Raw genomic sequence first — 8082 nt, 5'->3', positions numbered from 1 at the left:
CCAAGAACGTCGGCATCAACGAGAAGCTGCCGGTGGCGGTCTTCTCCCTGGAAATGTCCGGTGAGCAGCTGGTGCAGCGGATGCTGGCCTCAACGGGCCTGATCGACTCCCAGCACCTCAGAACCGGGATTCTGGAAGAAAATGAATGGGGGCAGCTGGAGATGGCGGCCAACGTGCTGAGCAAGTCACCGATCTACATCGATGACACGCCCGGCATCAAGATCAGTGAAATCCGGGCCGAGTGTCTGGCCCTGCAAAAAGAGCTGGGCAACCTGGGCCTGGTCGTGATCGACTACCTGCAGCTGATTGAAGGACCAAAGACCGAGTCTCGCCAGCAGGAAGTTTCCGCGATCTCCCGCCAGCTCAAGAAGATGGCCAAGGAATTGCACGTGCCGGTAATTTCCCTGTCGCAGTTGTCGCGGTCAGTTGAGCAGCGGCAGGACAAGCGGCCAATTTTGTCAGACTTGCGGGAATCCGGGTCAATCGAACAGGACGCCGACATCGTTGGCTTCCTCTACCGGGACGACTACTACCGGGATGAGGAAGAAGAAGGCGACGAACCGAAGGAAGATCCGGAAAACGTTGAAGTTGAAGTTATTATTGAAAAGAACCGGTCAGGCCGGCGGGGATCAGCCAAGCTGATGTTCTCCAAGCCTTACAACCGCTTCTCCAACCTGGACCCAGGTCATGAGGCCCAGGGGTAAAATTTTAGCTATAGAAAAGCGCGAATCGTTGCTGATTCGCGCTTTTGTTATTATCCGTATGAAATGTTAAATGATACTAATAGCAACAGGGTAAATTTTAGGGAAGTTGTACAAGCCAATCCATCTTAAAATATATTTTATCGATCCTCGATCAGTAATTAATGGTGAAATTTTTGCAAATTCTTTTTGAAAGTCTTCAGTTGTTAGTTTCATTGGATCTTCTGATGAAAAATACATTTCAACAGCTTTTTTTACCAGTTTGTCTTCTACAGTGGGGTCATCAACACCCATTCCTAGTAAAAATAAACTTAGTGAAACGGGATGTTCTATAGCATCACCTTGTGACAAGGCCATTTCATGCATAGCTTCAAACAACATCTTAGTTACATTTGCGTTATTCTCATCGGTGATTAACCCATAAAACATATATTTTCCTCTTTACATTCTTACGCATAATTACCTCCTAAAGTAACACTTTTAATATTTATTTAACTTTAGCAAACATCTACACAGATCGCAATACTCTAATTTTGCTAATAAAAATATCAAAGGTCTATCCTGTATCTTTCAATTTGCTTTAGACAGAAAAAAGCGCGAATCGTTGTTGATTCGTGCTTTTTTGACTTATTCTTGCTTGATGTCGTAGGCCTCAAAAAAGATGGGGCCTTTCTTTGAGTCATTGAAGTCTGGCCGGTCCTTGTAAGGATCCTCGCTTTTGGTGAAGGGGAGGGTAAGGCTCTGCCGGGCCGTTTCAATGATATTGTTGAAAATCTGCCTAAAGATGGTCCGCATTTCCGGGTCCATGGCAAAGTATGCCCGGCCAAAGCGGTAGGTTCCCGTAAAACCACTGATCTGCTTGACTTTGGTGATGTCCAGGCTGCCAAAAGCATCAAAGAGGGCGGACCACATCTGCCCCCTTTTTTCCGCTGGAATCTGGTGGTTGAAGGCGATCAGGGAGTGGCGGATCACCCGGGCTGTAGCCGTGAGGCCCTCTTGCGCCAAAACATAGCTGTCTCGGCCAACGCTCCAGGTTCTGGGGTCGTGCTGGTTGAGGGCCGGCTGGGCGCACTTGACGACCAAGACGCGCTCAGTATGGTCCAGCATGCAGCCGACAATGGAGCTTTCCGGGATGTAGGTCTTCATCTTTTTGATATTGTCTTGGAAGCCACTGGTCCCGTAAATCTGGTGCCGGTAGCCAGGCCCGTCAAAACTGTAGGACTTGATGACCCGGGCTTGAATCTGCGGATCAGCAAAGGCTAAAGCGTAGTGGGCATAGTTGCCCCCTTGGAGTGGCCGGTGATGTAGATCCGGTCTTTTGGGTAGGCCTGGCCGATCTGGTTGAGATACTTGGCCGCCAGCCTTTGTCCGGTAATTTCCGGTGTATAATTCATGACCATGTCCTCGCTCCAGCCGATCATGGACTGGTCGGTGCCCCGGTAGGCGACCAGGATTGTCTGCTCGTCCAGGCGGAAGGCACCGGCGTTGAACTGGATGGGTTCAGGCTCGATTTCCATTTTGTTGACCCAGTCCAGGACAGTCAAATCCGCCAGACGGGGTGACTTGGGCAAGAGCAAGAGCTCAGTTTTGTCCAGGCCCTGCCAGTCGTGGCCCACGCGCTGGTAGACGGACTGGGCGACCTCGCCTAGGCTGTGGCCGACCGTGCTGCCGTCAAAGGGAAGGTAGGCCAGGGATGCCATTAAGGAAGCATCCAGGCTGTTGAAGGGGCAGGTCTGAAAATCCAGATCGCCGCGCCAGCGCAGATAGTCTAATGTTGATGCCATCGCAAAAACCTCCTTAGTTTACATTGTACAATATTGCGCAAAAAGCGGGGCAGGGAAGGCTTTATATTGATCACAGATAATTTTTTATTTACAAAAAACTTTAAAGGTGTATGATTATGGCATAGAATGAAAAGGAGATGAGACGAATGAAAGTTGTAACAGTTAAGTCAATCTGGCTGACCCTGCTCATGGTCTTGAGCTTTGTCCTGCCATTTTGGGGCTGGCTGCCACTGGTGTATTTGTACAGTCAACGGCAGGATCCGGCCATGCAGGGGATGGAAAAGACGCTCAAGCTCGCGGCCGGCGTGCAAGTAGCGTACTTGGTGATTTTGGCGGTAATCTTCTACTTCTTTGCCCCGATTCACGGTTAAAAAACAGATAATTTCAATTTTTTTGGTAAAAGCTCTTGTCAAGGACACGTTTTTATGGTTTAATTAATAACTGTGTTAAGGCACAAGAGTCGCTGACTTAGCTCAGTTGGCAGAGCACTTCACTAGTAATGAAGGGGTCGGAGGTTCGAATCCTCTAGTCAGCATAAATAAAGAAAATGACCTTGTTTAAGCAAGGTCATTTTTTGTTGCATTCAATTTCAGCATGACTGACCGCCGGCGACGGACGGCTACGGAATGGGCAACGCCTTGATCAAAATAGGCGATGCCCTTTTTTTCGTCGTAATTTTGCACTGCATCCAGGTTTATCAAGCTTTGCCGGTCAGCAGGGACCAAGCTTGGATACCTTTTTTCATAATCCTTGAGGGTGCCCAGGCAATCGAAGACTTTATTTTTGGCATAAACGCGCAAGCTTTTGAAAGGCTGATTCCATATTTGGAAAACGCGGAGCTTTGTCCTGGCCTTTATTCAGAAGCATGAACAATATAATTTTGGATTTTGAAAAAATGGTTGAAAGAAAGGCTAAGCGACTGTCCCGCAGGGAGGTCACGCCGGCAAGCAGCCTCAGCATTCTTTGCACGGGGCATGACGTCAGCAATTTTGGTATCGGCGAGCTGCTTTTCAAGCTGCTTAAGTAGCTGCCCGCCTAAACAACTCAACTTTTTTCGCGAAAGCTCTTGCCAAGGACGCGTTTTTATGGTTAAATTAATAAATGTGTTAAGGCACAAGAGTTGCTGACTTAGCTCAGTTGGCAGAGCACTTCACTAGTAATGAAGGGGTCGGAGGTTCGAATCCTCTAGTCAGCATAATTTAAACCAGTACCGGAAGGTGCTGGTTTTTGTTTTATCCCAAAAATTTCCTCAATGAAAAAAGCCGGGTACCACACGGAGAGAATGTGGTGCCCGGTTTTTCAGTTAGTCTAGGTTGTCGAGATATTTTTCCAAATAATCTAAGCCGCCCTGGTCTTTATTGGACAGGGTGACGTGCTTAGCGGCTTCTTTTAGGGCCGGGATCGCGTTGGCCACGGCCACGCCGTCGCCGCGCAAAAAGGTGCCGTCCATGTCAACCGCGATTAATTTCATGCTTCTTTACCTCAATCAATTAGAAAGAGTACCGATTTTTAAACAAGAAAATTAAGAAGGAATTTTTCTATTAAATTCAACAATTAAAAACGTATTTGTCAATTGCCAGCGCGATGCCGTCGCTGTCATTATCGGCGGTGACATGGTCAGCGGCTGCCTTGGCCTCGTCTGTCCCATTGCCCATGCAGACGCTCAAGCCCACGGTCTCAAACATGGAGATGTCATTGCCGGCGTCCCCAAAAGCCATCATTTCTTCCGGCTTGATGTTGATTTTTTCGCCCAATTCTTGCAAGCCGTTGCCTTTGCTGACTTTCGGGTTCAAGACTTCCAAGAAATGCGGGTCCGCGCGCACGACGTAGAGGTCTCCGCCAAATTCTGCTCTGACGGCGGGCTCGATTTCGTCCAGCATTTTCGGGTTGCCAACGAAGCAGCCCTTGGAAATTTCGAAGTCGTCCGGCAGCTCGTCCGGCTCTCTGACAAACATGCCGGCGGTGTTTTCCCAGGCCTGGACCAACTCTATGAAGTCGATGTCTCGGTCGGCCGTGATGATCCGGGAATCAGGGTCGACGATGTTGAAGGGCACATGGTGCTCCTTGCCAAAAGCCGTCATTTTCCGGTAAAAATAGTTGTTGACCAAATCCGCCGTCAGCATTTTGCCGTCCGCGTCGCGCGTAATCGCGCCGTTTAAAGTAACCGCGTACTGGTCCGGGCCGGTGATGCCCAGCTCGTCCATGAAGTGCTTTAAACCTGCAATCGGCCGACCTGAGCACAGCACCACTTTGATGCCCGCTTGCAAGGCTTTGGCGACCGCGGCCTTGGTTGAAGGCAGGATTTTGCCATTAGAGTTCAATAAAGTCCCATCAGTATCCAAAGCAATCAGTTTGATCATTTTTTAACCTCCTTGTTTCAACTTTCACCGTCATGGTATCATTAAAAAATAGGCCACAAGTGTCAAAGTCTAAAGCAAGGGGGGCGCGATTTGTAAAGATGGCAATCAAGCATGAGGAAGTGCAGAACGATCCCAGACTGCCGTTTTACTTTTACCACCGGCTGGGCAATGTCAAAGTCGCTGAGCACTGGCACCAGGGGATTGAGATCAACTGCCTGGTCAAAGGACGGGACTTGCGATTCGCCGTTAACGGCCACACCTTTCATTTCAACAGCGGCGACGTGTGGGTGGTCAACCGCAACCTGATTCACAGCTCCAGCGGGGAAAAAGGGGACTGGGAATACTTTGGCCTGATCATCGATGACGACTTTCTGGTCAGTGAATTTCCGCCCAGCAAAAACTGGAACCTTAATTTATTGGGGCAAAAAAGTATCGCTGACCCGGAAGCCTACGCGTGCTTGGTGGGAGAAGTAAAAAAGATTGATGAGCTGATGCTGCGGCCGTTTACAGAAGTCGGCCGCTTGAAAATCTTGAGTCATTTTTTCAACGTGATCGTTCTGCTTGACCAGTTTTTCAATGAGGAGGAAAAGGGCGAATCTCCGCTGGAAACGGGCCTGGTCAATGAAGTCATTACTTTTATCCAGGACAACTTCGCCCGGGACCTGTCGGCTGAAAGCATCTCTAGGCATTTTCATATTTCCCAGATGACCTTGAACAAGTAGCTCAAGCAGAACACCGGCTTGACCCTGGCCTCGTATTTGAAGCTGGTCCGTCTAATGCACGCCCGGCAGCTGCTGCTCAATTCTGACAAGACGATCGAGTTTATTGCCAATGACTCCGGCTTCAGCAACAGCCGTGTTTTCAACCGTAATTTCAAGAAGTGGAAGCAGAAGACGCCCACGGAGTACCGGAATGCTTATAAGAAATACTATTTGACGGAAAAATAATTTTTTGCCCAAAGCTCTTGCCCAAAATCCTTCAAAAAATCCTTAAATCAGCTTCATCCGCTTTGGACTATAATGTAACTGCAGCATGAAAATTACAGAAATCAGGAGGAAGAAAATGGCGCTTATTGAACTCAAGCAGGTGGCCTACCGGGCAGGTGACCAGGAGATCCTGCAAGATGTTTCCTTTGCCGTGGAGGAGGGGGACTATCTCACTTTGACCGGGCCGTCGGGCAGCGGAAAAAGCACGACTTTGAAGCTGATCGCGGGCTTGATCTCGCCCAGCAGGGGGGAGATTTTTTACAAGGGGCAAAATCTTGATGACCTGGACCTGGTCCAGTACCGCCGACAGGTGTCCTACTGCTTCCAGCAGCCAACCCTGTTCGACGAAACGGTCAAGGACAACCTGGCTCTGCCTTTTGCCATCCGCAAGCAGGCCTTTGACGAAAAGCGGGCCAAGGAGGCCCTGCGACAGGTCGACCTGCCAGCTGACTATTTGGACAAAAAGATTACCACCCTGTCTGGCGGGGAAAAGCAGCGGGTGGCTTTGATCCGCAACCTGCTTTTCCGGCCGGAGGTCCTCCTTTTGGACGAGGTGACGACCGGGCTGGATGAGGAGAGCAAGGGGATCGTTCACCAGCTGATCGCCCGGGTCCACCAGGAGGGAACCACGCTCGTGCAGGTGACCCACGACCAAGAGGAGCTGGCCGCTTCCAAGCAGCTCCTGCACATGGAAAAAGGAGGCGTCCTCAAATGAAATCAATGGCTGTCAGCGACTTGTCATTAATCTTGTCTTTTGCCCTGGTCCTGGTGTCTGTGGCAATTTCCTGGAAGGAAAAGCTGGGCTTGACCAAGGATATTTTTTACAGCGTTGCCCGGGCTATCGTCCAGCTGGTCATCGTCGGCTACGTCTTGAAGTTCATCATGCAGGTCAACAATGCCATTTTGACCCTCTTGATGACCCTGTTTATCATTTTTAACGCGGCCTGGAACGCCAACAAGCGGGATCCCAACCCGAACCGCCAGCTCTGGCAGTCAATCGTGGCCCTCTTGATCGGGACCTACATCACCTTGGGCGTCTTGCTCTTGACTCAGACGGTGAAATTGAAGCCGATGCAGATCATTCCGATTACGGGGATGATTGCCGGCAATGAGATGGTGGCCATGGGCCTGTGCTACAAGGCACTGGCTACGGGTTTCCACGACCAGCGCCAGCAGGTTTTGGAAAAAATCGCCCTCGGGGCCGACGTAAAGACGGCCAGCATGACCATCCTGCGGCGGAGCATCAAGACCGCTATGCAGCCGACGATCGACTCGGCTAAGACGGTGGGGCTGGTCAGCCTGCCGGGGATGATGTCCGGGTTGATTTTTGCCGGCGTGGACCCCGTTTACGCAATCAAGTACCAGATCATGGTCACCTTCATGCTCTTGTCAGCGACTGGCCTGGGCGCCGTGATCGCGGGCTACCTGTCCTACCGCAATTACTTCAACAAGCGGAGCCAACTGCGGGAAGAGGAGTAGCGATGAGTGCATGACTTGACGCTCATCAGTAAGAAGTATTATATAGAGAAGAAAAGCTGCATTATCTCACATCACACAGAGTGAGTTAATGTAGCTTTTTGGTTATAAAAATTAGTCGTCCCATTCGATTTCGGTTTGGGCTTCAGCATTGACTTTGATTCTTTCTTCAAGGTCAATTTCGTTGACGATCCAGCCTCGCATCCGGCACTGCTGTTTGAAAATTTCTATCAGATTGTCCCCGTTAATGTTCTTGAAGGTGACGACAAGTGCAAATTTTAAGGGGTGTTTCTTACTATTGTTCAGCCTTTCATTCTAAGTGGCATAGAGGAGCAGCATAATGAGCGATTCAAAATCGACGTATTCTGAAGCTTCAAAGTATTATGTAAATGTTACCGTACCGCAAAATGATATTGACCAAGGAAGGTATGTTAGGAGCAAAGATCGGGAAAAGAAATGGAACCAAGATTGGCTTAAGAACAAGGTTAATGTTAATGAGGTTGTAGATCGCTTTGTACCTAAGGGAGATCCAAAAAGGTCATTTCACTCAGAGGGCGGAGTGAAATTTGATTTTGAGGGTACCAGATATAAAATCAAATGCGATAAGGTAGCCGGCTACTTAAGGATTTTTGATAAAAGAGTATAACACTAGTGGCGAAAAACGTACTTAATGTGTTTGATTATATGTAAGAGATAGCAGGTAGGTTCTAAGTTGAATTAGCGTAGGGAAAGCCAGAACTTTGCTTTAGGTTAGAGCGCAAATTTTAGTCATACT

The 8082-nt window shown here is 49.1% G+C and carries 10 protein-coding genes, 2 tRNA genes and 3 pseudogenes; 10 read left to right on the top strand and 5 right to left on the bottom strand.

Features of this window, described 5'->3' with window-relative positions:
• Nucleotides 1-704, top strand: a 704-nt coding sequence (locus lacNas_RS00465) for a DnaB-like helicase C-terminal domain-containing protein (RefSeq protein WP_201346490.1), incomplete at its 5' end; no start/stop codon positions are given.
• A 66-nt stretch (nt 705-770) separates the two neighbouring features.
• Here lacNas_RS00465 and lacNas_RS00460 read toward each other — a convergent pair.
• Together lacNas_RS00460 and lacNas_RS00455 are read right to left on the bottom strand one after the other, a co-directional pair.
• Nucleotides 771-1130, bottom strand: coding sequence for a hypothetical protein (locus tag lacNas_RS00460; RefSeq protein ID WP_201330062.1), 360 nt, complete (start codon nt 1128-1130; stop codon nt 771-773).
• A 198-nt stretch (nt 1131-1328) separates the two neighbouring features.
• Nucleotides 1329-2485: pseudogene (locus lacNas_RS00455) on the bottom strand (DUF2974 domain-containing protein).
• Between the two features lie 146 nt (nt 2486-2631).
• On the opposite strand from lacNas_RS00455, the gene lacNas_RS00450 reads away from it, so the two are divergent.
• Both lacNas_RS00450 and lacNas_RS00445 read left to right on the top strand, forming a co-directional pair.
• Complete coding sequence (locus lacNas_RS00450; protein WP_201330061.1) at nt 2632-2856, top strand: hypothetical protein; 225 nt, start codon at nt 2632-2634, stop codon at nt 2854-2856.
• Between the two features lie 91 nt (nt 2857-2947).
• Nucleotides 2948-3020: transfer RNA gene (locus tag lacNas_RS00445), tRNA-Thr, on the top strand.
• A 22-nt stretch (nt 3021-3042) separates the two neighbouring features.
• On the opposite strand, the pseudogene lacNas_RS00440 reads toward lacNas_RS00445, so the two are convergent.
• A pseudogene (locus tag lacNas_RS00440) lies at nt 3043-3291 on the bottom strand (autolysis-associated response regulator transcription factor); the annotation flags it as partial.
• Between the two features lie 89 nt (nt 3292-3380).
• Between lacNas_RS00440 and lacNas_RS14390 the strand changes: the two are divergent.
• Both lacNas_RS14390 and lacNas_RS00435 read left to right on the top strand, forming a co-directional pair.
• Nucleotides 3381-3512: a hypothetical protein gene (locus tag lacNas_RS14390; protein WP_280515145.1), complete on the top strand. Its 132-nt coding sequence runs from the start codon at nt 3381-3383 to the stop codon at nt 3510-3512.
• 95 nt (nt 3513-3607) lie between these two features.
• Nucleotides 3608-3680: transfer RNA gene (locus lacNas_RS00435), tRNA-Thr, on the top strand.
• A 108-nt stretch (nt 3681-3788) separates the two neighbouring features.
• On the opposite strand, the gene lacNas_RS00430 is transcribed toward lacNas_RS00435, so the two are convergent.
• Complete coding sequence (locus tag lacNas_RS00430) at nt 3789-3956, bottom strand: HAD hydrolase family protein (protein WP_201330060.1); 168 nt, start codon at nt 3954-3956, stop codon at nt 3789-3791.
• A 76-nt stretch (nt 3957-4032) separates the two neighbouring features.
• Complete coding sequence (locus lacNas_RS00425; protein WP_201330059.1) at nt 4033-4845, bottom strand: Cof-type HAD-IIB family hydrolase; 813 nt, start codon at nt 4843-4845, stop codon at nt 4033-4035.
• Nucleotides 4846-4943: 98 nt separating this feature from the next.
• Between lacNas_RS00425 and lacNas_RS00420 the strand changes: the two genes are divergently transcribed.
• The 5 genes and pseudogenes from lacNas_RS00420 to lacNas_RS00405 all read left to right on the top strand — a co-directional run bounded on the left by lacNas_RS00420 (nt 4944) and on the right by lacNas_RS00405 (nt 7953).
• A complete protein-coding gene (locus tag lacNas_RS00420; RefSeq protein ID WP_244660611.1) occupies nt 4944-5567 on the top strand; it encodes an AraC family ligand binding domain-containing protein in 624 nt (207 codons plus the stop codon).
• 15 nt (nt 5568-5582) lie between these two features.
• Nucleotides 5583-5792: pseudogene (locus tag lacNas_RS14085) on the top strand (helix-turn-helix domain-containing protein); the annotation flags it as partial.
• Between the two features lie 115 nt (nt 5793-5907).
• On the top strand, nt 5908-6546 hold the full coding sequence (locus tag lacNas_RS00415) for an ABC transporter ATP-binding protein (RefSeq protein WP_201330058.1): 639 nt from the start codon (nt 5908-5910) through the stop codon (nt 6544-6546).
• Nucleotides 6543-7310, top strand: a complete 768-nt coding sequence (locus tag lacNas_RS00410) for an ABC transporter permease (protein WP_201330057.1) — start codon at nt 6543-6545, stop codon at nt 7308-7310. The genes lacNas_RS00415 and lacNas_RS00410 overlap by 4 nt, the downstream gene beginning before the upstream one ends.
• A 337-nt stretch (nt 7311-7647) precedes the next feature.
• Nucleotides 7648-7953, top strand: a complete 306-nt coding sequence (locus lacNas_RS00405) for a hypothetical protein (RefSeq protein WP_201330056.1) — start codon at nt 7648-7650, stop codon at nt 7951-7953.
• The last annotated feature ends 129 nt before the right edge of the window (nt 7954-8082 follow it).

It is taken from the genome of Lactobacillus nasalidis (genome assembly GCF_016587775.1).
Classification (GTDB): domain Bacteria; phylum Bacillota; class Bacilli; order Lactobacillales; family Lactobacillaceae; genus Lactobacillus; species Lactobacillus nasalidis.
This window is presented reverse-complemented; position numbering and strand designations above follow the sequence as displayed.

Excerpts from the sequence above, each read along its gene's own strand:
- lacNas_RS00460 (WP_201330062.1), bottom strand. The coding sequence starts at position 1,130 with ATGTTTTATGGGTTAATCACCGATGAGAATAACGCAAATGTAACTAAG.
- lacNas_RS00450 (WP_201330061.1), top strand. The coding sequence starts at position 2,632 with ATGAAAGTTGTAACAGTTAAGTCAATCTGGCTGACCCTGCTCATGGTC.
- lacNas_RS14390 (WP_280515145.1), top strand. The coding sequence starts at position 3,381 with ATGGTTGAAAGAAAGGCTAAGCGACTGTCCCGCAGGGAGGTCACGCCG.
- lacNas_RS00430 (WP_201330060.1), bottom strand. The coding sequence starts at position 3,956 with ATGAAATTAATCGCGGTTGACATGGACGGCACCTTTTTGCGCGGCGAC.
- lacNas_RS00425 (WP_201330059.1), bottom strand. The coding sequence starts at position 4,845 with ATGATCAAACTGATTGCTTTGGATACTGATGGGACTTTATTGAACTCT.
- lacNas_RS00420 (WP_244660611.1), top strand. The coding sequence starts at position 4,944 with ATGGCAATCAAGCATGAGGAAGTGCAGAACGATCCCAGACTGCCGTTT.
- lacNas_RS00415 (WP_201330058.1), top strand. The coding sequence starts at position 5,908 with ATGGCGCTTATTGAACTCAAGCAGGTGGCCTACCGGGCAGGTGACCAG.
- lacNas_RS00410 (WP_201330057.1), top strand. The coding sequence starts at position 6,543 with ATGAAATCAATGGCTGTCAGCGACTTGTCATTAATCTTGTCTTTTGCC.
- lacNas_RS00405 (WP_201330056.1), top strand. The coding sequence starts at position 7,648 with ATGAGCGATTCAAAATCGACGTATTCTGAAGCTTCAAAGTATTATGTA.